A 24,320-nucleotide genomic window follows, 5' to 3' on the forward strand; every position below is an offset into this window, starting at 1 on the left:
CGACCCGCGTGATCCGCGCCGACCGATAGGCGGCATCGACTGCGCCGGAACCGAATACGGCGATCGCAAAGTTCACCCCAATCGGCCGATAGAACTTGCGCTATTGACTATCACTCAGTTAGCGTCCTCGGTAGACCGATCGGTGTAACGAATGACGGCGGAGGCGCGCGGTGAAACACGAGAGCAAGCGTTTCGAGGCACTGGGCCGATGGTGTGCTCGCCACGCGTGGCTCGTGCTCGGGCTCTGGGTGGCACTGGCGGGCGTGCTGAACGTCGCCGTGCCCCAGTTGGAGAAGGTGGTCTCGCAGCATTCGGCGCCGTTCGTCGCGCAGAATCTCGAGGCGGTCGACAACCTGCGGGCCATGGCCGCAGACTTCGGCACCGTGCCCACCACCGGGATCGGTTCCGTGGTGATCACCAATCCCGCTGGAATCTCCGATGCCGACCGCGCGTACTACCAGCGGCTACTGGAGAAACTGCAGGCCGATCGGGAGAACGTGGCCTGGCTGTTGGACACGTACTCGAAGCCGGAGACCCGCGCCGTCGGTCTGTCACCGGACGGGAAGGCCATCAACCTCGTCTTCGCCGTCACCGGCGACGCCGGTTCCACGCAGGCGCACCACGCCACCACCGCGGTACGGGCGATGGTCGACGACGCCGCGGCGCCGGAAGGCACCGAGGTCCACTACACCGGGCCGTCCCCCACGCTCGCAGATCTGTTCTCCGCCATCGACTATTCGCTGCTGATCATCACCGTGATCTCGGTCCTGCTCATCACGATGGTTCTGCTCGTGGTGTATCGATCACTGTGGACCGCGATGGTGCCGCTCGTGACGATCGGGCTGGGACTCGCGGTGTCCCGGCCGATCATCGGCCTCCTCGGGATGAACGAGGTTCTCTCGATATCCAATTTCACGATCGCCATCGGCACCGCGCTGGTGCTCGGCGCCGGTACCGATTACGCCATCTTCGCCATCGCGGCCTACCACGAGGGGCGCCGGCGCGGGATACCGGCACGTGAGGCCGCCGCGTACTCCTCGCTGAAGATGTCCACCATTCTGGTGGCTTCGGCGCTCACCATCGCCGCTGCGTGCTGCTCGATGGCGTTCACTGAGATCGGCATGTTCCGCACTGCGGGGCCGCCGACCGCGATCGCGGTGGCCGTCACTTTGCTCGTGGCACTGACGGTTCCGCCCGCGCTGCTGCGGCTGCTGGGTGAACGCGGCAAGGCCGAGCCCCGCCCGCTCGACGAGCGCAAATGGCGCCACCGGGGCGCCCGCATCGTGCGACATGCCGTGCCGATCACGGTGGTGTGCCTCGCGATCCTGGTGGCGGCGGCCTCCGTGCTGCCTACCCTGCGAATCGGCTTCGACGAGAACAGCATGCAGCTCCGCAGCACCGATTCCAAGGTCGGTTACGACCGCGTCTACGAGCACTGGGGCGTCAACGAGGTGAGCCCCGAGTACATCCTCATCAGGTCCGACCGCGATATGCGTAACACCAGGGACCTGGCCGCCCTCGAACTCGCGGCCGCCCAGGTGGCGAGCCTGCCCCAGATCGCGTACGTGCGATCGATCACCCGGCCCGACGGTCAACCGATCGCCGAATCGGCGGTCGGGTTCCATACCGGCCAGGTGGCCGACCGGCTGGCCGGCGGCGAGAAGCAGATCGCCGATGCCACACCGCAATTGAAGCGGCTGGCGTCCGGAGTCGCCGAACTGCACGACGGCGCGCAGCAGGCCAGTGACCGCCTTCCGGAGCTCAAGGCCGGAACCGACCAGGTGGTTGCCCTCGCCAACGGCGTGCTGTCGGCGTACGGCGCCGTCGAAGACGTGGTGCGCACGGCCTCGTCAGGGCGCGCCGGCAGTCGCGAAGCACTCGCGACCGCCACCGGCGCCATCGACGCGGTGCGCGGGACGTTACCGGCGTTGACCAGGCTGGCCACGCAGGTCGACCCACTGGCTCGCGATGCCCGGTCGGTCCTCGGGCCGCTGGTCACCGGCGAACCGTCCGCCGCGTGCCGGGCCGACGGTGCCTGCATGCGCGCCCGGGCCGCTCTGGCCGAGCTCGACGCCGCCACCGGCGGCCGGGCGCGACCCGTTCTGGAACAGACCGTCGCTCTACAGCCGGTCGGCGCGGTCACCCTACTGGGCACCGTCATCGACAAGGTCCAGGTGGCGATCGCGAGCCTGGGCGGCCTGATGGACCAGCTCGGCGACCGCAGCCCCGAACAGGTCCGGGCCGAGCTCCAGCGCCTCAGTGCGGGCGTCGGCGAGCTGCAGTCCGGGATGGCCCGGCTGACCGCGGGACTCGGCGAAGTGCGTGCCGGGACCGGGCAGATGCTCACCATGACCGGCGCTCTGCAGGCCGGGTTGCAGCAGGCCGTCGACTACCTGCGCGGCGTGCAGACGGGCACCGATGCGGGCGCCGGCCGCGGCTTCTACCTCCCGGAACAGGGTCTGACCGACCCTCGCTTCGTGACCGGTTCCCAGTTGTTGATGTCGCCGGATGGCCGCAGCGCCCGGATGCTCGCGGTGTGGAAGATCAATCCGTACGGTTCCGAGGCGCTCGACGAGGTGCCGCAACTGACCGACGCGGCCCGTCATGCACTGGTGGGAACCGGTCTCGAGGGATCGGAGGTCCGCACCTCGGGCCTGACCTCACTCTCGGCGCAGATGCGCGATCAGGTGTGGAAGGACTTCGCCACCTTCGGTGTGATCGCGGTGCTCGCGGTGCTGATCCTGCTCTGCGTACTGCTGCGCAGCCTGGTAGCCCCTCTGGTGATGGTGGCGGCGGTGATCGTCTCGTTCGCCGCAGCGGCGGGCGTCAGTACCTTGGTGTGGCAGTACATCATCGGGATCGACCTGGACTGGAGCGTGTTGCCGATCGCGTTCATGGCACTGGTCGCGGTGGGCGCCGACTACAGCATGCTGTTCGCCGCACGGATTCGGGAGGAATCCGGTTCCGGCATGATCAGCGGCATCCTGCGCGGCTTCGGTAGCACGGGCTCCGTGATCACCACCGCCGGAATCGTCTTCGCGCTCACCATGCTCGGACTGATGGGCGGTACCGTGATCAACCTGTTGCAGATCGGCTCGACCATCGCGCTCGGCCTGGTCCTGGACATCACGGTGGTGCGCACCTACCTCCTGCCCTCGGTGATGGCCATCGCGGGCAATCGGATCTGGTGGCCCGCCAAGGCGTGAGGCACGCGTGAGGCACGCGGTGTCCCGGTAGGCGCGCCACCGGGTGTGATCGCTCGGGAGTCACTACGCTGAAGCGGTGCAGCTGACCGACTTCAACGCCCTCTCCCCCGCCGAGGCGGCCCGCATCGCGGCGGTGTGGGCCGCGATTCCCGCATGGGTCGACGGGGTGGTCACCGGCCGTCCGTACCGAACGATCAGTGATCTCGAAGCCACCGCTACCGGACTCGCCGCGGCGTGGACGGACCGCGACCTGGATGCCGCGCTCGCTCACCATCCCCGGATCGGTCAGCGCGCGGAGGGCGACGGCGCCGACGCCCGCGCCTCAGCGTCCGAGCAGGCCGCGGTCGCGGACGCGACGGCAGCACTGCACGCGGCGATCACGGATGCGAACGCCGCGTACGAGTCCCGGTTCGGCCGTGTCTTTCTGGTCCGTGCGGCAGGCCGGACTGCCGCGGAGATCCTCGGCGAGGCGCACCGGCGGCTCGGTAACGACGACGATGCCGAGCTGCGCGAGGCGCTCGATGCGCTCAACGAGATCGCCCTGCTCCGAATCCGTTCCGATCTGACCGAGGAGGCACCGGCATGAGCCGGATCACCACGCACATCCTGGACGCCGTTCAGGGCAGCCCCGCCGCCGGCGTGGAAACCGTGCTGGCGCGGCCCGGCGGTCCCGAGATCGCCCGGGGCCGCACCGACGCGGACGGACGCCTCGCTCTCGGTCCCGACGATCTGCCGGACGGCGACTACCAACTCCGGTTCGACACCGGCCGCTACTTCGCGGAATCCGGCCGCGCGAGCTTCCATCCGTCCGTGACCATCGCCTTCACCGTGGCCGACGCCCCGCACTACCACGTGCCGTTGCTGCTCAGCCCGTACTCGTACACCACGTACCGGGGAAGCTGACCGACGCGAAACACCGCCGTAATCCGCTGGGCCGGATCGGAAATACTCGCGTGACACGGCCCGCATAGCGTGCCGAAGCATGAAGGTCATCATCATCGGCGCCGGCGTCGGCGGGACCAGTGCCGGTATCGCCCTGCGCAGGCTCGGTCACGACGTGACCATCTACGACAAGATGCGCGAGAACAAGCCGGTGGGTGCGGCGCTGTCGCTGTGGTCGAACGGTGTGAAGGTGCTGAACTGGCTCGGCCTCGCCGAGCAGGTCGCCGCGCTCGGCGGAGACATGGCGACCATGGCGTACCACGACGGGCACAGCGGCGAGCAGCTGTGCCGGTTCAGCCTCGCTCCGGTTACCACCATGACCGGGCAGAAACCGTATCCGGTGGCGCGCGCGGATCTTCAGGCGCTCCTCATGCGGACCTTCGGCGTGGACGACATCCGCCTGGGCATGCGGTTGACCGAGGTGCACGACGACGGCACCACCGTCACCGCGACCTTCGCCGACGGCAGCACCGACACCGCCGACATGCTGATCGGAGCCGACGGGGCCCGGTCCACGATCCGTGACTACGTGACCCGCGACGGCGCGCCGCGGATCGAGCGGAAGTACTCGGGCTACACCAACTTCAACGGGCTGGTCGCACTCGATGCGGATATCGGGCCGGCGGATCAGTGGACCACCTATGTGGCCGAGGGGAAACGGGCCGCGGTGATGCCGATCGCGGGCGGCCGGTTCTACTTCTGGTTCGACGTTCCGCAGCCCGCAGGCCTGGCCCACGATCCCGACGACGGGATCGCCCCGTTGCGCGCGGCATTCGCCGGCTGGGCGCCGGGTGTGCAGACCCTGTTGGACGCCATCGACCCGGCGTCCTCGCTCAATCGGGTCGAGATCTGGGACGTCGATCCCTTCCACACCTGGGTCAAGGGCCGCGTCGCGATCCTCGGCGACGCCGCACACAACACCGCGCCCGATATCGGCCAGGGTGCGTGCTCCGCGCTCGAAGACGCCTTCGCCCTGGGGATCACCGTTGCCACCAACACCGTGTCGGTCGAGGACTCACTGTTGCGGTACCAGCGGATCCGCTCGGAGCGCGCCGGCGAACTGGTGCTGCGAGCGCGGCGACGCGGCGACGAGACACACGCCTTCGACCCCGCGATCACGCAGGCCTGGTACGACAGCCTCCGCGGTACCGACGGGGCTGGAATCATCCGGGGCATCGTGGGAAACATCGAGGACAGCCCGATCAACCTCGGGGGCGGCGTGCTCGGAGCCTGATCACCGGTGTGCGATCACCTCGGCGGCGATGGCCACCGCGATCTCACCCGGCCCGCTCGCCCCGATCGCGATCCCGACGGGTGAGCGGAGAGCCGCGATGGCGGTTCCGGCGACACCGGCGGCAGCGAGGGCGGTGCGGTGCCTCTCCGCGGTCGTGACCGACCCGAGAGCACCGACGTACCCGACGCCGGCGCGCAGCGCCGCCGCGAGCACCGCCGTGGCGTATCGCTCGTCGTGGGTCAGCAGAACGAGCGCGTCGTGCGGCCCCGGATTTGCGCGTCCGAGTTCTCTGTCGGGCCATCCACAGATCACCTCATCCGCATCAGCGACCTGCATCGCGGTGGCGAAGGCCGGCCGGGGGTCCATCACCACCACTCGATACCCCAGTGGACCTGCGATGGACGCGAGCGACGCCGCGAGCGTGGTCGCCCCCACGAGGAACAGCCGGCGCGTGGGCGCGGCCCGCCGACCTCGCTCGGCGATGGCGGCGAGAACCTGGTCCGGATCGCCTCCGGCGGTGACCGGTTCAATCCCTACCCGCAGCGTTCCACCGCAGGTGGTCGCCGCGAAGGGCGCGCCCTCAGGGCCGTACGTCCGGGTGCGCGGCCTACCGTCCGCGAGGACCCGGTGGGCGACCGCGATCACATCGCTCTCGACGCATCCGGCCGAGATGGAGCCCACCGCTCCGCCTTCCCACACCAGCAGCTGTTCACCCACCGGTAGCGGCGCGGGCCGGGTGACCTCGTCGATCGTCGCCACGGCGAATGGCCCAGGGAGCGCGCTCACAGCCAGGCGGAAGGATTGCGGGAGTGCGTGTCTCACGGTCCGACTCCAGGAGCGAGACGATCGATATCCCGTCCGGTCGCGATGTCGCCGCATTCGACCCGCACCGTCGCCCCCGGAAGGTGCGGTCCGAGACCGTGATCCGCGTGCAGCGGTCCAGCGGCGCGAAGCGCCCGCGCCAGCGGACGGCGATGCTCCGCCGAGACGTATACCGGATGCCCCACCGTCCCGCGGTAGACAGCGCGGGCGATACCCGACGATGCGCAACACCCTGCCGCGATCACCCGCCGCACGCACTCGGCGTTCACATCCGGAGTGTCGACGGGCATCAGCACCACCGCACCGTCGGCGCGCGTGAGCCCCGCCGCCACCGACCTGCTCAAACCCACCTGCCAATCGGGGGCGAGCACGGTCCGCGCCCCGGCGATCCGCGCCGACGGGTCGGCCCCGAGAACGACGAGCACGCTGCCGCACCCGCCCGCTCGGAGCGCCCGTACCGCGGAGTCCGCCCAGCGACCGCCGTCCGCGCGCACCTTGGGCATGCCGAATCGGCTGCCCGCACCGGCGGCGAGCAGCACTCCGGTGGGGCGGAATCCGGCGTCCTCACCGGCCTGTCGGTCGTGCATCGCCGCAGTGTAGGCACGACCTCCCCGCCTCCGCGCGGCACCTGTGCGATCCTCCAAAGCCACGCCCGTGCGCGCCGTACTTTTCGTTTCTCCGGCGCAGGCGCGACGCGCGCACCGCGAGCACGCTGGTGCCATGACCGCATCCCTCTCGCCCACGCGTGCCGCCACGACGCACCCCGTTGACCGGGTGCCGTCCGCCGGTCGGCTTGTCGCGTACGGCGCACAGCACGTCGTCGCCTTCTACGCGGGGGCGGTGCTGGTCCCCATCATCATCGCGCGGTCGATCGGCTTGTCGGCCGACGAGCTGCGCCTACTGATCATGGCGGACCTGTTCACCTGCGGTATCGCCTCGATCATCCAGTCTGTGGGCTTCTGGAAGGTAGGCGTGCGACTGCCCCTGTTGCAGGGTGTCACCTTCGCGTGCGTGAGCCCGGTGGTGGCGATCGCGCTCAGTAAGGGCGGCGGAACCGCGGGCCTTTTGTACGCCTACGGCGCCGTCATCGTCGCAGGGATCGTCACCTTCCTGATCGCGCCGTATTTCGCGCGCCTGCTGAAGTTCTTCACTCCGGTGGTCACGGGCACGGTGCTCACGCTGATCGGCATCTCACTGCTGCCGGTGGGTGCGCGCGATGCCGTCACGAATCCACATACCGGACAAGAAGACCCCGCGAACGCCCGGTGGCTGCTGTATGCACTCGGCACGATCGCGGTGATCGTGCTGATCCAGCGCTTCTTCCGCGGCTTCATGAAGACGGTCGCGGTCCTGATCGGCCTCGTGGGCGGCACCGCCGTCGCCTTCCTGCTCGGCGACGCCTCCTTCGACGAGGTGGGTCGCGCCGACGCGATCGGCTTCGCGCATCCGTTCGTCTTCGGTATGCCCCGGTTCGACCCGATCGCCATCATCTCGATGATCGTCGTCATGCTCATCATCGCGGTCGAATCGACCGGCAGTGTGTTCGCCACCGGCGACATCGTGGGCAAACGTATCGGCAAGGAGGAGATCGCCGCCACCGTCCGCGCCGACGGGGTCGCCTCGATCATCGGTGGAGTCTTCAATTCCTTTCCCTACACCTGCTTCTCGGAGAATGTCGGGCTGGTGCGCCTGACCGGCGTGAAGAGCCGCTGGGTGGTGGCGGCGGCCGGTGGCATCATGATCGTGCTGGGCCTGCTGCCCAAGGGGGCTGCCGCGGTGGCGGCGATTCCCGCGCCCGTGCTCGGCGGCGCGGCGCTCACCCTGTTCGCCACCGTTGCGGTGATCGGTATCCAAGTGCTCTCACGGGTGGACTTCTCCGATCACCGCAATCTGATCATCGTCGCCACGTCGCTGGGAATGGGACTGCTGGTGACCACCTACCCGAAGATCTCCGAGGCGGTACCGCCGTGGCTGGAGATCCTGTTCGGATCGGGGATCACGCTCGGCAGCGTCACCGCGATCGCCCTGAACGTGTTGTTCTTCCACGTCGGCCGACGCGAGGGACCGGCGGTCGCAGGAGGCCCGGCGGTGGGGGTTATCACGCTCCCGGAAGTCAACCGCATGTCGCGACAGCGGTTCGGCGAGGTCTTCGGATCGGTGGTGCAGAACAACGATTGGGTTCTGGACCGCGCGTTCGCCGAGGCGCCGTTCGCCGATACCGGAGCACTGCGCGCCGCCTTCGCGGAAGCGATCCTCGGCGGATCCGATGCTGAGAAGACCGATCTCATCCGTTCCTTTCCCGATCTCGGCGCACGAAGCTCCGACGGCGAGGCCTTGGCGGCCGATCACGTCGCCCTCGCCGAGCTCGGTCCCGAAGAGCGGGCCGAAGTCGACGCACTGGCGGTGGCTTACCGCGACCAGTTCGGCTTCCCGTTGGTGGTGTGCGCCCGGGAGATCGCGCACTACGACCGGGTCCTGCGATCGGGGCGCGAACGCCTGGAGAACTCTGCGGCCACCGAACGCGCCTTCGCGGTGGTCGAGGTCGCCAAGATCGTCAACTACCGGTTCGACGACACCGTGGCGAACGCGAACCCGATCGCCTCGGCGCTCGGGGCGGGTCCGGCGATCGAGCGTCGGTGGTGATGCCCGTGCGCACGAGTGTCTTCCGGGCACGGCTGGTCGACACCGTCTCCGGTGCCAACGGCCCCGAGCTGCGGATCGAGCCCGACGGTGCGCTCGTCGTGCGCCCAGACGGAACGATCGGCTACCGCGGCCCGTGGTCCCGGTTGCCCGCCGAGTACTCGGCGGCACCGGTCACCGACCATCGCCGGGGCTACCTGCGCCCCGGGTTCGTGGATACCCATGTGCACTTCCCGCAGGTCTTCTCGACCGGTGCCTACGGCGGAGGTCGGTTGCTCACCTGGCTGGAACGCTGCATCTTCCCGGCGGAGGCGCGCCTGCGTGACCCCGCCTTCGCTGAGGTCGCCGCCGAGGCATTCTGCGCGCGCCGGGCCGCGGTGGGCACCACCACCGCCCTGGTGTTCGGATCGGCCTTCCCACAGGCGCAGAAGGCGCTGTACACGCGGTCGCTCGCGTGGGGGCTACGCACCGTCTCCGGGCGCGGTGTGCAGACGCTCGGGCCGCCCGCGGCCGGTCCGCTGCTGACCGACCTCGATACCGCACTCGGCCTGTGCCGCGATGAGATCGATGAGTGGCACGGGGCCGGTGGCGGATTGATCGGCGCAGCCGTGGTTCCGCGCTTCGCGCTGTCGCTGGCTCCCGCCGATATGCAACGACTCGCCACGCTCTACGACGAGGTTCGAGGGCGGGGCGTCTACTTCCACACCCACCTCTCGGAGAACGACTCGGGCCCTGACGGCGAGGTGGCTACCGTGCGCCGCACCTACGGGGTCGCGAACTACCTCGACGCCTACACCGGGTTCCTCGGCCGCCGTTCGGTCTTCGCCCACGCCGTGCACTGCCACGACGACGAACTCGCCCGTCTGGCCGGGGCGGGCTCGTCGATCGCGCACTGTCCCGTCTCGCAGCTCTTCCTCGGGTCGGGCACGATGCCGTGGCGGCGCACCGCCGACGCCGGCGTCACCGTGGCACTGGGCACCGATGTCGGTGCCGGCGACGAGTGGCTCCTGCCCCGCGTCGCGAACGCCGCGTACAAGGTGCACCTCAGCGACGGCGAGGGTTCGATCGCACTCGACGCCGCGACCTTGCTCGACCTGTGCACCCACGCAGGTGCCCGAGCCCTCGATCTCGATGATCGCATCGGAAACCTGGATGTGGGCATGGACGCCGACTTCGTGGTGATCGATCCCGACCGCTCGCCGGGGCTACGCGATCAGCTCGAGCACAGCGGCGGGAATGGGGCCGAAGCGGAGGTGTTCACCCTGCTCATGACGATGCGCGAGGACGCCGTGGCCTCGACCCACGTGCGTGGGCGGCGGGTTCACGCCCCCTAGCTCAGAGCAGTTCGAGCGCCAGCGAGACATCGACCCGGGCCCGGTTGTCCGCCAGATCGCGGCCGCTCAACTCGGCGGCTTTACCGATCCGGTAGCGCACGGAGTTCGGATGCAGGTGCAGCTCGTCGGCGGTCCGTACCCACGAGCCTCCGGTCGCCAAGAACACTCGTAGTGTAGCCACCAGCTCCGCACCGGACCGCTGGTCGTGCTCGATGACGGGACCGAGAACCCTGGCCACGAAGTCTTCGCGAACCCGATCGGGGACGTAGGCGAACAACGCACGGGCCGAACTCAGTTCAGCGGCGGTGTGCATGCTCACGGAGTCGCCGTCCCCGAGATCGGCGGCCAGTCGCGCGGCCCGCACGGCGCCGCCCACCCCCTCGGCCGGCGACGGATCGGAGACACCGATGCGTATGCGCCCGTCCACGATCGGTGCGACCCGCTCCAGGTGTCGGCGTAGCTCGGCACAGGCCGCCGCGACCGCTCCACCGGGCACGTGCGCGATCACGTCACCGGTGTCCACGCCGACGGTGACCCGTGCCAGCGATACCAGGCCATCGCGCACCAGCCCGCGGAGCACCCGGGGATCGCGGCCACGCACCACGACGACGCTGCCCGGACCGAGCGCACCGTCGCCGCCGACCATAGCCGCGACGGCCGCATCGCCGTCCGCGTCCACCAGTCTCGCGACATCGGACTCCCGGGCGCGCACCAACGTGGTGATCGCGATGAACTCGTCATAGGCGTCCCATGCGTCGCGGCCGATCGCAGCGGGGACGGCTCCGAGGAACAGGTACCACGCGGACGCGAGATTCCGGCGCGATCCCACCGGGACGAGCGTGCCGCCCGCGACCGCGAGCGGGAAGCTCCGGGTGGTCCGCGCGGCGGCGGCGATCTCGTCCAGCTGGTTATCGGTGGTCGCGAGCCCCACCGCCGCGACCCGCTTCCCGGCCGCGGTGATCAGCTGGCAACCGATTCCGGTGGCCGCCACCACCGAGGCCGCGATCTCGTCGAGCGCGCGACCCTCCGCGAGCGCCGCCAGCAACTTGCGGGACCGGTCGAGGGCCGCGTGTACCTGCTCCGCCTGCCGCTGGGCGGCGTGGATGAACGCCTGGGTCAGATCACCGAAGGAGACATCGGCCGGCACCGCGAACAGGGCCATCCCGGCTCGGGCGCAGGCGTCCACGAAATGGTCGGGTACCGCCCCGAAGTGATCCATACCCGCGCCGATCGCGACGGCACCGCCGGCAGCAGCGGAGTCGACGAACCGCACGCTCTCGGCCGCGTCCCCCGAGTGGAACAACAGCCCCGTCAGCACGAGTTCGCCGCCGCTGAGATACCGCTCGGGAACGGGTTGGTCGGTAGTGAAGACACGGCCGAGTTCGATCGCGCGGGCGTCACCGGGGTCGACGAGCAGGCGCAGCCGGAACTCCGGGTCGTCGATCAGCTGGCCCAGCCGCACGGCGCACTCCTTCCGTCGTAGATTCCCACAATAAGGTCGCCGTGTAACCACAGGATTTCGTAGCCGGAGCGGTGTCCTCGGACTGCGGAAGCCCGTTGAATCGACCCATGGACCTCCCCACCATCGCCACCGTGATCGCCCCCGGCGAGCGGGGCGCGCTCCCCGGATCCGGGCTGCTCGTCGCGGGTGGCACCTGGGTCTTCTCCGAGCCGCAGCTCGAACACACCACGCTCGTCGACTTGATGGCCCTGGGCTGGCGGCCGGTCACTGTGCGATCCGACGGCGTGGACGTGGCGGCCACCGCGACCCTCGAGGAGTTGGCGACGTTCGCATTCCCCGGCGACTGGCCGGCGACGCGACTGTTCGGGGAGGCCGCGCAGTGCCTGCTCGCCTCGTTCAAAGTGCTCGGTGCCGCGACGATCGGCGGGAATCTCGCGCTGGCCTACCCGGCCGGGGCCATGATCGCGGTCGCGGTGGCGCTGCAGGCCGAGGTGCTCATCTGGCGGGCCGCCGGCACCGTCGACGTGGTTGCGGCGGAGGACTTCGTGCGCTGGAGCGGTCGCACCGTGCTCGAACCCGGCGATGTGATCCGCAGTCTGCTCTTTCCGGCCGCCACTCTCGCCGCGCCCACAGCGCTACGGAAAGCCGCGATGGCCGATCGCGGACGTTCTGGAGTGCTGGTGATCGGCCGCACCGAACCGGACGGAACTCCGCGGCTCGTGGTGACGGCGGCCACGCACCGGCCGGTGGTCCTCGGCTCGGGAACCCCGTGGGCGTCGGCGGGTTCGACGATTCCGGACGAGCTGTTCGTCGACGATGTCCACGGGGCCGCCGATTGGCGGCGTGCGGTGGTCGGGGTCCTCGCCGCCGAGGTCCGCCGCCGAGTTGGGCTGGGCGTCGTGAAGCTCACCGTGGACGGTCGCGCCGTCGAGGTCGACGCGGGCCCCGGCCGCTGCCTGCGCACCGTGCTGCGCGATGTGGGTGCCCACGCGGTCAAACGCGGCTGCGACCACGGCGACTGCGGAGCGTGCACCGTGCTGGTGAACGGCATCGCTCGGCACTCATGCATCACTCCGGCGTTCCGGGCCGACGGTGCGGAGATCGTCACCGCCGAGGGGTTGGCCCCGGCGGGCGAGACCGGCGCTGTGGCCGGCGATTTCGTCGCTGCGGCGGGATTCCAGTGCGGTTACTGCACGCCGGGAATGGTGGTCACGGCGACCGCGCACCGCCAAGGGCAGGGCCCCCGCGACGAATCGGAGGCCTTCAAAGGCAACCTGTGCCGGTGTACGGGTTACCGGTCGATCCGCAGCGCGCTCGCCGGCGAGGCCGGCGCCGAGTGTCCGCGGGCGCCCGCGGCGCACCCCGTGGCGACCGGGACGGCGGCGTTCACCCTGGACGAGGCGCCACCCGTGGGAACCCTCCACCTGCGATTCGTGCTGAGCCCACACGCGCACGCCCGGATGCTCACCGTGGATGCGACACCCGCGCTGGCGATCGCCGGTGTGCGCGCGGTGCTCGGCCCGGACGACGATCCCGGTGTGCTGCATTCCTGGGCCCGTCACCATCATCGCGAGGACGATCCCGACGATACGGTGCTCTACGACAGCATCGCCCGGTACGTGGGCCAGCGGATGGTCGCCGTCCTCGCGGACGATCCGCGGGCGGCCGAGCGCGGCGCCGCGGCGGTGATGGTGGAGTACGAGGTCCTGCCCCCGGTGCTCGACCCGGAAACGGCGATGGGCTCGACGGTCCTGGTGCACGGGGACAAGGGCGCCGCCTCTCGGATCGCCGACGCCGGGCGCAATCTCGTGGCCGCTGGTTCGGCGCACACCGGAGACGTCGAGCACGGGCTCGATGCGGCGGCGTACACGGTGGACGAGGTATGGCGCACCGGGCGAGTACAGCACGTCCATCTGGAGACCCATTGCGCCCGAGCGTGGGTCGCCGACGACGGCCGCCTGACTGTGCGCAGTTCCACGCAGGTGCCCTTCCTCGTCCGTGACGAGCTGGCGCTGGTGCTGGGTCTCGACCGGGACCGGGTACGCGTGCTCACGGGACGGGTCGGTGGCGGTTTCGGGGGGAAGCAGGAGATGCTGCTGGAGGCCTACGTCGCGCACGCCGCACTCCGTCTGGGCGTTCCGGTGCAATGCGAGATGACCCGGCGCGAGCAGTTCGTCTCCGCGCCCTCGCGGCATCCGATGCGGGTGCGTGTCCGCGCGGGTTGCGATAGCGACGGCGTGCTCACCGCGCTCGACATCGATGTGCTCGCCGATGCCGGTGCCTACGGCAATCATTCGACAGGCGTGATGTTCCATGGCTGCAGCGAATCCGTCGCGGTGTATCGATGCCCGAACAAGCGGATCGAAGCGCGGGCGGTGTACACGAATACGCTGCCGTCCGGCGCCTTCCGGGGATACGGGCTGGGGCAGGTCGGCTTCGCCATCGAGGGTGCGATGACCGAACTGGCGGTGCAGGCGGGGCTGGATCCGGTGGAGTTCCGGCGCCGCAATGTAGTCCGCCCCGGAGACCCGCTGGTGGACTTCCACGTGGCCGGCCCGGATCCGGAACACGGTGATCTCACCTACGGCGGCAGCTACGGACTGGACCAGTGTCTCGACGCGGTGGACCGGCGGTTGGGCACGCCGGCGGACGGTCCGCCCGGGTGGGCGATCGGCCGTGGCGCCGCACTTGCGATGATCGCGACACTGCCGCCGCGGGGGCACGTCGCCGATGCCACCGTCGAGCTGACGACCGAGGGGCCGGTGCTCTCGGTGGGCACGGCGGAGTTCGGGAACGGCACCACTACCGTGTTGGGACAACTCGTGGCCCGGTCGCTCGGTTGCCGCCCGGACGAGGTGACGATCCGGCAGTCCGATACCGACGCGGTCGGGCACGACACGGGCGCCTTCGGATCCGCGGGCACCGTCGTGGCGGGGCGGGCGGTGCTCGCCGCCGCCGAGGACGCAGCCGGACAGGTGCGCGCCGCCCTGAGTCTCGGACCGCAGGCACCGCTCGATGGAATCTCGTTGCGGGACTTCGCCGGGACGGTCGGACGCGGGCGGCACGACGGTACGCCGCGCTCGCTGGCCTTCAATGTGCAGGGTTTCACGGTGGCCGTGCGGCGCGAGACCGGCGAGGTGCGGATCCTGCGGTCCGTGCATGCGGCCGATGCCGGGACGGTACTCAATCCCGAACAGTTGCGGGGGCAGATCGAAGGCGCGGTGGTGCAGGCGCTCGGCACGGCGATGTACGAGGAGATGCGGATCGATGAGTCCGGGGCGGTGGAGAATCCAGAGCTGCGGAACTACCACGTGCCCCAGATCGGCGATGCCCCCGACACCGAGGTGGTCTTCGCAGAGACGCACGACGAGCTCGGCCCACTGGGCGCGAAGTCGATGAGTGAAGCGCCGTACAACCCGGTGGCCCCGGCACTGGCCGCCGCCGTCGCCGACGCGATCGGCACGCCGATCCGGACGCTGCCCTTGTCCCGGGATCGAGTGTGGCGGGCGAGCTCGGACAGACGCTGACACGCATCAGGCGCCGGACGGCCGTCCACGACGTCGTGCGGAGGCCTCTCGCGAAGACGACGGAGGGCGCCGCCCGGATAATCCGGATGGCGCCCGTTCGCCGTGCGCGCTGACTACAGCATGCAGCTGACGCAGCCCTCGACCTCAGTGCCCTCGAGCGCCATCTGCCGCAGGCGGATGTAGTACAGGGTCTTGATCCCCTTGCGCCATGCGTAGATCTGGGCACGGTTCACATCGCGGGTGGTGGCGGTGTCCTTGAAGAACAGCGTCAGCGACAGGCCCTGATCCACGTGCTGCGTGGCCGCGGCGTAGGTGTCGATGATCTTCTCGTACCCGATCTCGTAGGCATCCTGGTAGTACTCCAGGTTGTCGTTGTCCATGTAGGGCGCCGGGTAGTAGACGCGGCCGATCTTCCCCTCCTTGCGGATCTCGATCTTCGCCGCAACGGGGTGGATCGAGCTGGTGGAGTGGTTGATGTAGCTGATCGAACCGGTGGGCGGCACGGCCTGCAGGTTCTGGTTGTACAGACCGTACTGCTGCACATCGGCCTTGAGCGCGCGCCAGTCGTCCTGCGTGGGGATGCGGATCTCGGAGTCGGCGAACAACCCGATCACCTTGTCGGTGGCCGGCTTCCACTCCTGATCGATGTACTTGTCGAAGAACTCGCCCGACGCGTACTTGCTGTCCTCGAAGCCTCCGAAGGACTGACCGCGCTCCCGTGCGATGGCGTTCGAGGCGCGGATCGCGTGGAAGAGCACCGTGTAGAAGTAGATGTTCGTGAAGTCGACGCCCTCCTCCGAACCGTAGAAGACGCGCTCACGGGCGAGGTAGCCGTGCAGGTTCATCTGCCCCAGACCGATGGCATGGCTCAGGTTGTTGCCGTGCTCGATCGACGGCACCGACGTGATGGCGGTCTGGTCCGAGACCGCGGTGAGGCCGCGGATCGCGGTCTCGATGGTGGCGCCGAAGTCGGGGCTGTCCATGGTCTTCGCGATGTTCAGCGAGCCCAGGTTGCACGAGATGTCCTTGCCGATTTCGGCATAGGACAGGTCGTCGTTGTACGTGGACGGCGTGGACACCTGCAGGATCTCGCTGCACAGGTTGGAGTGAGTGATCTTGCCCGCGATCGGGTTCGCCCGGTTCACGGTGTCCTCGTACATGATGTACGGGTAGCCCGACTCGAACTGCAGCTCGGCGAGCGTCTGGAAGAACTCGCGGGCGTTGATCTTGGTCTTGCGGATCCGCGAGTCGTCGACCATCTCGTGGTACTTCTCCGTGACGTTGACGTCCGCGAAGGGAACCCCGTACACGCGCTCCACGTCGTACGGCGAGAACAGGTACATGTCGTCGTTGTTCTTGGCCAGCTCGAAGGTGATGTCGGGGATCACCACGCCGAGACTCAGCGTCTTGATGCGGATCTTCTCATCCGCGTTCTCGCGCTTGGTGTCGAGGAAGCGGTAGATATCGGGGTGGTGCGCGTGCAGGTACACCGCGCCCGCGCCCTGGCGGGCGCCCAACTGGTTGGCATAGCTGAAGGAGTCCTCCAGCAGCTTCATGATCGGGATGACGCCGGAGCTCTGGTTCTCGATCTTCTTGATCGGCGCGCCGTGCTCGCGGATGTTGCTGAGCAGCAGCGCCACTCCACCGCCGCGCTTGGACAGTTGCAGCGCCGAGTTGATGGAGCGGCCGATCGACTCCATGTTGTCCTCGATGCGCAGCAGGAAGCAGGAGACGGGCTCGCCACGCTGCTTCTTGCCCGAGTTCAGGAAGGTGGGGGTGGCCGGCTGGAAGCGGCCCGCGATGATCTCGTCGACCAGGCTTGTTGCCAGCTTCTCGTCGCCATCGGCGAGGGTGAGCGCCACCATGCACACACGATCCTCGAAGCGCTCCAGATACCGCTTACCGTCGAAGGTCTTCAGCGTGTAGCTGGTGTAGTACTTGAACGCGCCCAGGAAGGTGGGAAACCGGAACTTCTTGGCGTAGGCGGCATCGAAGAGGTTCTTGACGAAGGCGCGGCTGTACTTGTCCAGCACCTCGGGCTCGTAGTAGTTCTCCTCGACGAGGTAATCGAGCTTCTCGTCGAGGTTGTGAAAGAACACCGTGTTCTGGTTGACGTGCTGCAGGAAGTACTGCCGCGCCGCCTCTCGGTCCTTGTCGAACTGGATGTTGCCGTCCCGGTCGTACAGGTTCAGCATCGCGTTGAGCGCGTGGAAGTCGAGCTCGGAGTGGCCGCCCGGACCGGCGTGGACGCCGGACTGGCTGACGGAGGGTGCGAGGTCTTCTTGGGTTGCGGTCATGAGCGCGCGGTTTCCTTGCGGTCGGTGGTGCGGTGTTCGGGGGCGGCGAAGAAGTCAGTGAGCCCGCTGCGGACGCGATCCACGTCCTCTGCGGTTCCCATGAGCTCGAACCGGTAGAGGTAGGGGATCTTGCACTTGCGGGAGATGACGTCTCCCGCGTAGCAGAACTCTTCGCCGAAGTTGGTGTTGCCGGCCGCGATGACGGCCCGGATCAGCGAACGGTTGTGCGCATCGTTGAGGAACCGGATCACCTGCTTGGGGACGTATCCCCCGCCGGAGACCGCCGTGGCCTGCTTCCCACCGCCGTAGGTGGGGGTGATCAGGACGAAGGGTTCGTCGACGGTGATCGGCTCGCCCGCTCGGGCCACCGGGATGCGCTTGGCGCGCAGACCCAGCTTCTTCACGAATCGGTGCGTGTTCTCCGACACCGACGAGAAGTAGACGACGAGCGGGGCCGACATGGTCTAAGCCGTGGCCGTGGCGGCGACGAGTGCCTTGATCCGATCGGGGCGGAAGCCCGACCAGTGATCCTCGCCCGCGACGACGACCGGCGCCTGCAGGTAGCCGAGGGCCATCACGTAGTCCCGCGCCTCCGGCTCCTCCGTGATGTCCACCAGCCGGTACTCGAGGCCGGCCTTGTCCAGCGCCTTGTACGTGGCGTTGCACTGCACACACGCGGGCTTGGTGTAGACGGTGATCTCGACCTGGCTCATGGGACGGCTCCCCTTCATCGGATGTGAGTTCCCGGCGGCGCCTGGAACTCGATTATGGACCTGTGGACTGACAAGTTCTTCGTCGCCCGCATCCGCCGGTACGGCGTTTGCCTGCGTGAACTCGTTCCGCCCGCCGAGGCGTCTTCCGATGCCCGTGGAGCCGTCCGTTCGCCCGGTGAGGGCGCCCGCTCGCGCAGTGCTCAGAACACTACACCTAGTGGTCGTCACTAGGAAGCGACACAACCACTTGCGAACAACATTTGTGAAATTACCAGGTCGTAAGGCTGCCGGTCACTCCTTGTACATCGTGAATCCCCAGGACACGCCGCGTGCGCGCGACACGCCGGGCGGCGCTATCGCACCGGCTGCACGAGCCGCTCGACGAGGTCCCCGGCGCGTCGCACCGCCTCGTCGTGCTCGCGGGGCGACTTACCGTCCAGGCCCGAGATCGGGAACTCCTCGACGAGCCCCTCGGGAACTTCGCCACCGGCGATCGTCACGGCCCGCTCGGCGTCACCGAGCGTGGTGTCGAGCCGATGCCCCACTCCGGCCAGCGCGACGCGCTTGCCGGACAGCACGCTGTCGCCGTAGGGCCGCGAGCCCCAATCGATGACGTTCTTCAGCACGGCACTCAGCGTGCCGTTGTTCGGAGGCGCCAGCAGCAGCAGCGCGTCCGCCGCACGAATCCGCTCCCGGAGCGCCACCGCGGCGGCAGGCGCCTGCGCACCGTCGATGTCCTCGTTGTAGAAGGGCACCTCGGCGATGCCGTCGGCGATCTCGACCCGCACACCGTGCGGCGGGTTCTCGGCGATCACTTCGGCGAGCTCGCGATTGAGCGATGCATTCCGCAGCGATCCGACGATCGCGAGGACGGTGATATCGGACATGTTCTGAACTCCTCAGTTCGCAGGCCGGATCGTCGGCCCGGGCGGGCCGCTTCCACCTGAAGCTAACGGACTTCGGTCCGTATTTCTTCCCCGAGATCATGGTGAGTGGAAATCGCGCCCGGTACGCTCACTTTCGATGACCGGTCCACTGATCCCCCTCGCCCAGCCGCAGGCCGGCCCGCGGCGCGATGCCGCGCGCAATCGCGAACTGCTGATCGATGCCGCACAGCGTCTGTTCGCCGAGCACGGCGTGGATGCGGTGAGCATGGACGCGGTCGCGCAGGCGGCGGGGGTGGGCAAGGGCACCGTCTTCCGCCGCTTCGGTTCCCGCGCGGGCCTGCTCCAGGCCCTTCTGGACCACGACGAGATCGAACTGCAGCAGACCTTCATGTTCGGTCCGCCACCTCTGGGGCCCGGTGGAGATCCGACGGAGCGCCTCGTCGAATACGGCAAGGCCCGGATGCAGATGATCGCGCGCCACGGCGACCTGCTCCGCGGCGCCGAACAGGCCGCCCGCGATCCGTACGACGAGCCTCCGTGGCGGGTGTCCGCGATGACCGTGCGATCCATGCTGGTGGCAGCGGGCCGCACCGCGCAGGCCGATGTGTGGGCTGCTGCACTGATGTCCACGCTGAGTCCCGCCTGGGTGCTACACCAGCTCGCCTCCGGCGTCTCGCAGGAGACGCTGGACTCGGTGTGGTCAGAGCATGTACGACTATTGACCGCTCTCTGAGAGCTCCTCGGCCGGGACGGCCTGGCCGCGTTCGGAGATCTTCGCCAGGTAGGCGAAGCGGTCATTGGCGATCCGCATCGCGATCTCGTAGGGCGGCGCGAACTTCTGCTTCCAGAAGTAGCCGAATCGGGTGTCGAACGAGGTGTACACGAGGTACTTGTTCTTGAGCACGCCCGCGATGATGGCGCGGGCCGCCTTCTCCGGGGAGACCTTCGGGAAGGAGTCGATGCCCGCGTTCACCTTCGGATTGGTGCGGTCGACCCCGTTGATCTCGACGGTCTTGACCAACCCGGTCTGTACGGCACCGGGACACACGACACTGACGCCGATGTTGTAGCGCCGCAGGTCGTATCGCAGCACCTCGGAAACTCCCACCAGACCGAACTTGGCGGCGGAATACGCCGAATGCCAGGGCAGGGCGAGCAGGCCTGCGGCGGAGGCGACGTTGACAAGTTGTCCACCGCGGCCCGCTGCGATCATCGGCGGCACGAACGACTCGATCACGTGGATCGGCCCCATGAGGTTGATGTCGACGGTCTTGCGCCACTGCTCGTGGGTCAGATTCTGCACGGTGCCCCACACCGAGATCCCGGCGATGTTCATCACGATGTCGAGGGAGCCCACCGCGGCGTGCACCTCGTCCGCGAAGGCGACGACCGCGTCGTAATCGGAGACGTCGAACGCCCTGGACGCGATGACTTTGGCGCCCAGGGCGGTGACGTGGCGGGTGACGGCGTCGAGCTGCTCGGCGTTGATATCGGTCAACACGAGCTCGGCGCCGTGCGCCGCGAGAAGATTCGCGGTAGCGCGCCCGATCCCACTGGCAGCGCCGGTGACGAGGACCTTCTTCCCCTTCAGGTCCTTGATCGGCGGAGCCATGTGGACGAGCCGGACGATATCGCGAAGTGCCATATCGCCAGCTTGCCAGAACCGGCCGCGCTACCGCTTCCCGTCGGGGCGTGACGTCCCCGACGGAAGCAGAGGGGTACTAGCGCGGAAGCAGTGCTCCGGCGCCCAGGATCGACTTCAGGATGTCGGCCGCTGCTGCGGGCCCCTGGGCCGATTGCAGCGATGCGAGCGCCTGCGGGCTCGACATCAGCGTGCTCACCAGTTGCGAGCCCTGCGGGCTGGACAGGAACTCGACGGCCTTCGGCCCCATCTCGAACAGCGTGTTGATTCCGAGGGGCTGACTCTGGCCGGGGATGGTGATCTGCGGAAGCTGCGGCAGTGTCAGCTGGCCCACACCCGGGATCGAGACCGACGGTGCCGGCTGCTGCGCGGCGACCTGAGGCACGCCGGGCACGGTGGCCGTCGGCGCCTGCTGCGTCCCCGCCGGGGCGCCGCCCTGGAGCATGGGAACACCGGAGACGATCGGCGAGGTTCCGGGCTGGCCGGGCGTCACCGGGCTCACCGGCGTGGTGGCGGTGCCGCCACCCGGCACGGCCGGCACGATCGGAGTCTGAGCGGGGGCAGCCGGAGCCTGCGCGGCCGGCGCGGTCGCGGCCGGGGCCTGCGCCGCGGGCGCGGTGCCGACGGGCGGCTGCGGGATGGCACCCGGATCGGTCTGCACCGGCGCCTGCACGGGCTCGGCGACGGCCTTCCCTGCCACCGGCTTGCCGGTGAGCTGGGAGATCACGCCGTTGGCGATCGTGGCGGCGTACTGCACCTGGCCATCGGGCGAGGTGAGAAGCGCGGCGTCCTCCGGGTTCGCGAGGTTGCCGAGGTTGGCGTAGACGAGCGGGATGGTGACCAGCGACGGCAGGGCACTGACGGTCTGCGCGAGGCCGTCCTTGCCACCGAGGTACTGCGCGGGGACGAAGCCGCCGACCCGCTGTGCATCACGGACGACGGTGCTTGCGGGCGCACTGACGGCTTGCGCATCGCCGACCTTCGCATCCTTGGCGCCTGCGGCCGGGGTCTCTAAGAGGAAGCCGCGCTGGGCCGCGTCCTGGACCACGTTGTTGATGCTCACGGCGAGATCGGCGCCCGAAGCGTTCGCCTTGGTGGCGCGCTCGTCGATGCAGCCGCCGAAGCCGGCGTCGTCGGCGCGGGACAGAATCACCTTGGCGCCCTGGCTCTGCAGCGCGGCTTCGACCATCTTGGTGACGGCGAAGTTGATCTTGTGATCGGGGGTTCCGTTGGCCGCGATGGCCACCGGGTTCACGCACGGGACGGATCCGCCGCGACCGTCGGCGACCTTCCTCGCCTGATCGATCGCCGACGAGACCGACGAGCCGGCATCGAGGAACACCGTCTTACCGTCGAGGGGCTTTGCGGGGGCAGGGGCGGGAGCGGGGTCTGCGGCGGCGAGGCCGGGCGTCGCGAACAGGGCGACGGCGGCGACAGCCAGCGGGCCCGCGAGGACACTGGTCTTCTTCATGGCAGCTGGGCACCGGGGAAGTGGTGCCGCTCTCCTTCCAAGTCTCTTGTGCAACTTTCGTCACATCAGTCACACGAGAAACAGTGAACCATTAATTGAGACTTTAGGGAAACCCGCCTGGCGATCGTTACCGTTCCGTTATCTTCCGCGCGCCGGTGGTCAGACCTCGGTGATGGTCGAATCCTCCTGGGCTGCAGCGGAGAAGCGCAGCAGGGAGAGCACACCCGCGGTATCAGCGATCGACTCGGGCGTCGCCGCGCACGCCTCGACCCGGGCCCGGAGATCGTCACCATCGAGACCCACACCCAGGAAGACGAGCACGGTGGGCTCCCCGGTCCGGCGACCACGCTCCAGGCCGGTGCGCACGTGCCGACCCACCGTGTGCACCTCGAGCCGGGTGCCGTCGGCGACGGTCACGAAGCCCTTCACCCGAAACACCCCGGGCGGCGGATCGCACAGCAGATCCGCCATCCGCCGCGCGTCGACCGGTCCCGCGGCGACGTCGACAGCGGCATAGGCATCGTGCAAGTGCTCGTGATCGCCGTCGTGCTCACCGTGGTCGTGGTGCGCCTGCGCCCGCAACGCTTCATCGAGGGTGAGCTGGCGTGCGATGCGGTCGCGCGCGGCGGCGCGGTCGGCCAGCACCTGCGGATCGACGAGCAGGGCCGTGGGCATGGCCGCGTCGACCGTCCGGACGAGCGGGGCCGACGGTGCGTATCCACGTACGACGGCGGCCACCCGGTCCGGTTCGTCAGCGAGATCGATCTTGTTGAGCACCACCAGGTCGGCGAGCGCCAAGTGGTGCCGCAGCGACGGGTGCCGGCGCATGGTCTCATCGAGGTGCGCTGCATCGGCCACGTACACCAACCCGCCGTAGTCGATCCGGGGATCGGAGGCGAGCACGACGCGGCGCACCATCGCGGCGGGCTCCGCGAGACCGGAGGCCTCGACCACGATGACGTCCAGGTCACGTGCGGCCAACGCGCCGAGCACGTCCTCGAGCTCGTCGTCATCGACGGTGCAGCACACGCACCCGTTGCTCAGCGATACCGTCTGTACTGCGCCGGAGCCACTCCCGCCCGCCACCAGCATCGCATCGATGTTGACCGCACCGAAGTCGTTGACCACTACCCCGATCCGGGCTCCCGTGGCATTGGACAACAGGTGATTGAGCAGCGTCGACTTGCCCGCCCCGAGGTATCCGGCGACCACCACCACCGGCACCGGGCGCCGGCTCACGATGCGCAGTCCTCGCACAGCACGGCCAGCTCACGGTCGCGCGGTTCAGGCAGGTTGGCCACGTTCGACGTGGGCGTCCCGCACTGCGCACACCGGCCGATGCGCTTGCTGCGGTCGGAGAACGACACGCTCATGCGGCGGTCGAAAACGTACATCGCGCCCTCCCATAGGCCGCCGTCGCCGAACCGTTCGCCGTACCGGGCGATGCCGCCGTCGAGCTGATAGACCTCGCCGAACCCGCGGTTGCGCATGAGCGCACTGAGCACCTCGCAGCGCACGCCCCCCGTGCAGTAGGTGATCACCGGGCGGCCCTTGAGGTGGTCGTACTCACCGGAGTCCAGGAGACCCACGAAGTCGCGCGTGGTCTTGGCCGGGGTCACCACCGCGCCCGCAAAGCGTCCGATCTCGGCCTCAATCGCATTGCGCCCGTCGAAAAAGACGGCGTCCGGGCGCTGCCGTACGAGCTCGTTCACCTCCTCGGGGCTGAGTGCGGTTCCGCCGTCGCGCACCCCGTCGGCATCGACGACGATCTCATCGGGCACGCCGAAGGTGACGATCTCGTCGCGGGCCCGCACCGACAACTTCGGGAAGTCCTCGGCCGAGCCGTCGGACCACTTGATATCGGCTCCCGCGAAGGCCCGGTATTCCTTGGTAGCGCGCACGTAGCGTTTGACCGCCCGGATCTCGCCCCCGACGGTGACGTTGATCCCGTGCGGCGACACCAGGATCCGGCCACGCAGGCCGTTCGCCTCACACAGCGCCCGCTGCCACAGCCGGATCGCCTCGGGATCGGCCAGCGGGGTGAACACGTAGAACAGCACGATCTTGCCCATGACACCGCCATTCTATCGACGCGGCGTTCGGCTCAGACTGCGTGCAAGGGTTTCGCAGGGCGGGGCCGAAC

Annotated in this window: 19 protein-coding genes and 1 pseudogene; 9 read left to right on the forward strand and 11 right to left on the reverse strand. The window is 68.9% G+C overall.

The genetic code is table 11. The features are described 5' to 3' along the window. Positions 1–170 precede the first annotated feature (170 nt). The 4 genes from TPAU_RS14810 (at position 171) to hpxO (ending at position 5,382) form a co-directional block, all read left to right on the forward strand. Positions 171–3,206 (forward strand): MMPL family transporter, encoded by a 3,036-nt coding sequence (locus tag TPAU_RS14810; RefSeq protein ID WP_013127567.1) that lies wholly within the window; start codon positions 171–173, stop codon positions 3,204–3,206. Positions 3,207–3,282: 76 nt separating this feature from the next. Then, the gene (gene uraD, locus TPAU_RS14815; protein ID WP_013127568.1) at positions 3,283–3,792 is read left to right on the forward strand and encodes a 2-oxo-4-hydroxy-4-carboxy-5-ureidoimidazoline decarboxylase; all 510 of its coding nucleotides are present in this window, start codon (positions 3,283–3,285) and stop codon (positions 3,790–3,792) included. Continuing rightward, positions 3,789–4,109, forward strand: coding sequence for a hydroxyisourate hydrolase (uraH, locus tag TPAU_RS14820; RefSeq protein ID WP_013127569.1), 321 nt, complete (start codon positions 3,789–3,791; stop codon positions 4,107–4,109). The genes uraD and uraH overlap by 4 nt, the downstream gene beginning before the upstream one ends. Positions 4,110–4,188: 79 nt before the next feature. Next, positions 4,189–5,382 (forward strand): FAD-dependent urate hydroxylase HpxO, encoded by a 1,194-nt coding sequence (gene hpxO, locus TPAU_RS14825; protein ID WP_013127570.1) that lies wholly within the window; start codon positions 4,189–4,191, stop codon positions 5,380–5,382. Here hpxO and TPAU_RS14830 read toward each other — a convergent pair whose 3' ends face one another. Both TPAU_RS14830 and TPAU_RS14835 read right to left on the reverse strand, forming a co-directional pair. Then, the gene (locus TPAU_RS14830) at positions 5,383–6,204 is read right to left on the reverse strand and encodes an XdhC family protein (RefSeq protein WP_013127571.1); all 822 of its coding nucleotides are present in this window, start codon (positions 6,202–6,204) and stop codon (positions 5,383–5,385) included. Then, on the reverse strand, positions 6,201–6,791 hold the full coding sequence (locus tag TPAU_RS14835) for a nucleotidyltransferase family protein (protein ID WP_013127572.1): 591 nt from the start codon (positions 6,789–6,791) through the stop codon (positions 6,201–6,203). The genes TPAU_RS14830 and TPAU_RS14835 overlap by 4 nt, the downstream gene beginning before the upstream one ends. 133 nt (positions 6,792–6,924) lie before the next feature. Here TPAU_RS14835 and TPAU_RS14840 point away from each other — a divergent pair, with 133 nt between their 5' ends. Together TPAU_RS14840 and TPAU_RS14845 are read left to right on the forward strand one after the other, a co-directional pair. Then, entirely contained in the window at positions 6,925–8,847 is a 1,923-nt protein-coding gene (locus TPAU_RS14840) for a solute carrier family 23 protein (RefSeq protein ID WP_013127573.1), read from the forward strand. Then, positions 8,847–10,178 carry an amidohydrolase family protein gene (locus TPAU_RS14845; protein WP_013127574.1) on the forward strand — a complete coding sequence of 444 codons (1,332 nt, stop codon included), beginning with the start codon at positions 8,847–8,849 and terminating at the stop codon, positions 10,176–10,178. The genes TPAU_RS14840 and TPAU_RS14845 overlap by 1 nt, the downstream gene beginning before the upstream one ends. Before the next feature lies 1 nt (position 10,179). On the opposite strand, the gene TPAU_RS14850 is transcribed toward TPAU_RS14845, so the two are convergent. Then, positions 10,180–11,640, reverse strand: coding sequence for a helix-turn-helix domain-containing protein (locus TPAU_RS14850; protein WP_013127575.1), 1,461 nt, complete (start codon positions 11,638–11,640; stop codon positions 10,180–10,182). Between the two features lie 107 nt (positions 11,641–11,747). Between TPAU_RS14850 and TPAU_RS23585 the strand changes: the two are divergent. Then, positions 11,748–12,239 (forward strand): annotated as a pseudogene (locus tag TPAU_RS23585) (FAD binding domain-containing protein); the annotation flags it as partial. A gap of 300 nt (positions 12,240–12,539) precedes the next feature. Continuing rightward, positions 12,540–15,167 carry a molybdopterin-dependent oxidoreductase gene (locus tag TPAU_RS14855; RefSeq protein WP_041945122.1) on the forward strand — a complete coding sequence of 876 codons (2,628 nt, stop codon included), beginning with the start codon at positions 12,540–12,542 and terminating at the stop codon, positions 15,165–15,167. A 113-nt stretch (positions 15,168–15,280) separates the two neighbouring features. Here the strand turns inward: TPAU_RS14855 and nrdE are convergent, their stop codons facing one another. The 4 genes from nrdE to TPAU_RS14875 all read right to left on the reverse strand — a co-directional run bounded on the left by nrdE (position 15,281) and on the right by TPAU_RS14875 (position 19,064). Further along, positions 15,281–17,464: a class 1b ribonucleoside-diphosphate reductase subunit alpha gene (gene nrdE / locus TPAU_RS14860; protein ID WP_013127577.1), complete on the reverse strand. Its 2,184-nt coding sequence runs from the start codon at positions 17,462–17,464 to the stop codon at positions 15,281–15,283. After that, positions 17,461–17,925, reverse strand: a complete 465-nt coding sequence (gene nrdI / locus TPAU_RS14865) for a class Ib ribonucleoside-diphosphate reductase assembly flavoprotein NrdI (protein ID WP_013127578.1) — start codon at positions 17,923–17,925, stop codon at positions 17,461–17,463. The genes nrdE and nrdI overlap by 4 nt, the downstream gene beginning before the upstream one ends. A 3-nt stretch (positions 17,926–17,928) precedes the next feature. Further along, positions 17,929–18,177 carry a redoxin NrdH gene (locus TPAU_RS14870; RefSeq protein WP_013127579.1) on the reverse strand — a complete coding sequence of 83 codons (249 nt, stop codon included), beginning with the start codon at positions 18,175–18,177 and terminating at the stop codon, positions 17,929–17,931. 353 nt (positions 18,178–18,530) lie between these two features. Continuing rightward, the gene (locus tag TPAU_RS14875; protein WP_013127580.1) at positions 18,531–19,064 is read right to left on the reverse strand and encodes an NADPH-dependent FMN reductase; all 534 of its coding nucleotides are present in this window, start codon (positions 19,062–19,064) and stop codon (positions 18,531–18,533) included. A 136-nt stretch (positions 19,065–19,200) separates the two neighbouring features. Between TPAU_RS14875 and TPAU_RS14880 the strand changes: the two genes are divergently transcribed. Beyond that, a complete protein-coding gene (locus tag TPAU_RS14880) occupies positions 19,201–19,797 on the forward strand; it encodes a TetR/AcrR family transcriptional regulator (protein ID WP_013127581.1) in 597 nt (198 codons plus the stop codon). Here TPAU_RS14880 and TPAU_RS14885 read toward each other — a convergent pair. The 4 genes from TPAU_RS14885 to trhO form a co-directional block, all read right to left on the reverse strand. Beyond that, positions 19,780–20,709, reverse strand: a complete 930-nt coding sequence (locus TPAU_RS14885; protein WP_013127582.1) for an SDR family oxidoreductase — start codon at positions 20,707–20,709, stop codon at positions 19,780–19,782. The two genes, TPAU_RS14880 and TPAU_RS14885, sit on opposite strands and share 18 nt — an antisense overlap. 76 nt (positions 20,710–20,785) lie before the next feature. After that, positions 20,786–22,177: an N-acetylmuramoyl-L-alanine amidase family protein gene (locus TPAU_RS22000; protein WP_013127583.1), complete on the reverse strand. Its 1,392-nt coding sequence runs from the start codon at positions 22,175–22,177 to the stop codon at positions 20,786–20,788. Between the two features lie 159 nt (positions 22,178–22,336). Next, positions 22,337–23,416 (reverse strand): CobW family GTP-binding protein, encoded by a 1,080-nt coding sequence (locus TPAU_RS14895; RefSeq protein ID WP_013127584.1) that lies wholly within the window; start codon positions 23,414–23,416, stop codon positions 22,337–22,339. Then, a complete protein-coding gene (gene trhO / locus TPAU_RS14900; protein WP_013127585.1) occupies positions 23,413–24,249 on the reverse strand; it encodes an oxygen-dependent tRNA uridine(34) hydroxylase TrhO in 837 nt (278 codons plus the stop codon). The genes TPAU_RS14895 and trhO overlap by 4 nt, the downstream gene beginning before the upstream one ends. Positions 24,250–24,320: the final 71 nt, after the last annotated feature.

Origin of the sequence: Tsukamurella paurometabola DSM 20162 (assembly GCF_000092225.1) — a bacterium.
In the GTDB taxonomy this organism is placed as follows: Bacteria; Actinomycetota; Actinomycetes; order Mycobacteriales; family Mycobacteriaceae; genus Tsukamurella; species Tsukamurella paurometabola.

Excerpts from the sequence above, each read along its gene's own strand:
- TPAU_RS14845 (WP_013127574.1), top strand. The coding sequence starts at position 8,847 with ATGCCCGTGCGCACGAGTGTCTTCCGGGCACGGCTGGTCGACACCGTC.
- TPAU_RS14835 (WP_013127572.1), bottom strand. The coding sequence starts at position 6,791 with ATGCACGACCGACAGGCCGGTGAGGACGCCGGATTCCGCCCCACCGGA.
- TPAU_RS14840 (WP_013127573.1), top strand. The coding sequence starts at position 6,925 with ATGACCGCATCCCTCTCGCCCACGCGTGCCGCCACGACGCACCCCGTT.
- nrdI (WP_013127578.1), bottom strand. The coding sequence starts at position 17,925 with ATGTCGGCCCCGCTCGTCGTCTACTTCTCGTCGGTGTCGGAGAACACG.
- trhO (WP_013127585.1), bottom strand. The coding sequence starts at position 24,249 with ATGGGCAAGATCGTGCTGTTCTACGTGTTCACCCCGCTGGCCGATCCC.
- TPAU_RS14870 (WP_013127579.1), bottom strand. The coding sequence starts at position 18,177 with ATGAGCCAGGTCGAGATCACCGTCTACACCAAGCCCGCGTGTGTGCAG.
- nrdE (WP_013127577.1), bottom strand. The coding sequence starts at position 17,464 with ATGACCGCAACCCAAGAAGACCTCGCACCCTCCGTCAGCCAGTCCGGC.
- TPAU_RS14875 (WP_013127580.1), bottom strand. The coding sequence starts at position 19,064 with ATGTCCGATATCACCGTCCTCGCGATCGTCGGATCGCTGCGGAATGCA.
- TPAU_RS14880 (WP_013127581.1), top strand. The coding sequence starts at position 19,201 with ATGACCGGTCCACTGATCCCCCTCGCCCAGCCGCAGGCCGGCCCGCGG.
- hpxO (WP_013127570.1), top strand. The coding sequence starts at position 4,189 with ATGAAGGTCATCATCATCGGCGCCGGCGTCGGCGGGACCAGTGCCGGT.
- TPAU_RS22000 (WP_013127583.1), bottom strand. The coding sequence starts at position 22,177 with ATGAAGAAGACCAGTGTCCTCGCGGGCCCGCTGGCTGTCGCCGCCGTC.
- TPAU_RS14885 (WP_013127582.1), bottom strand. The coding sequence starts at position 20,709 with ATGGCACTTCGCGATATCGTCCGGCTCGTCCACATGGCTCCGCCGATC.
- uraH (WP_013127569.1), top strand. The coding sequence starts at position 3,789 with ATGAGCCGGATCACCACGCACATCCTGGACGCCGTTCAGGGCAGCCCC.